The organism is Streptomyces achromogenes subsp. achromogenes, from assembly GCF_000720835.1.
In the GTDB taxonomy this organism is placed as follows: Bacteria; Actinomycetota; Actinomycetes; order Streptomycetales; family Streptomycetaceae; genus Streptomyces; species Streptomyces achromogenes.
This window is the reverse complement of sequence record NZ_JODT01000109.1, coordinates 1-552: the sequence shown is the minus strand read 5'-3', so window position 1 is coordinate 552 and position 552 is coordinate 1. Positions and strand designations below refer to the sequence as shown.

The 552-nt window shown below is 72.5% G+C and carries 1 protein-coding gene; it reads left to right on the top strand.

What is annotated here, in order from left to right:
• Window positions 1–552, top strand: a 552-nt coding sequence (locus IH25_RS0136925; protein WP_030621491.1) for an ATP-binding protein, incomplete at both ends; no start/stop codon positions are given.

Sequence of the window (552 nt, the reverse complement as noted above, 5' to 3'; positions counted from 1 at the left end):
CCGCGACCTCGGTGACAAGGTCGCCGCCCGCCACATCGCCCAGCGCGCCGGCGCCCCCCTGGTCGCCGGCACCCCCGACCCCGTCAGCGGCGCGGACGAGGTCGTGGCCTTCGCCCGCGAGCACGGCCTGCCGATCGCGATCAAGGCCGCCTTCGGCGGCGGCGGCCGCGGCCTGAAGGTCGCCCGCACCCTCGAAGAGGTCCCCCGGCACGTGGAGACGCAGTGCCTGGCCGACAAGCACGGCAACGTCGTCGTGGTCTCCACCCGCGACTGCTCCCTGCAGCGCCGCCACCAGAAACTCGTCGAGGAGGCCCCCGCGCCGTTCCTGTCCGAGGCACAGGTCGCGGAGCTGTACCGGGCGTCGAAGGCCATCCTCAAAGAGGCCGGCTACGAAGGCGCGGGCACGTGCGAGTTCCTCGTCGGGCAGGACGGCACGATCTCCTTCCTGGAGGTCAACACCCGCCTGCAGGTCGAACACCCCGTCACCGAGGAAGTCGCCGGCATCGACCTGGTGCGCGAGATGTTCCGCATCGCCGACGGCGAACCCCTCGG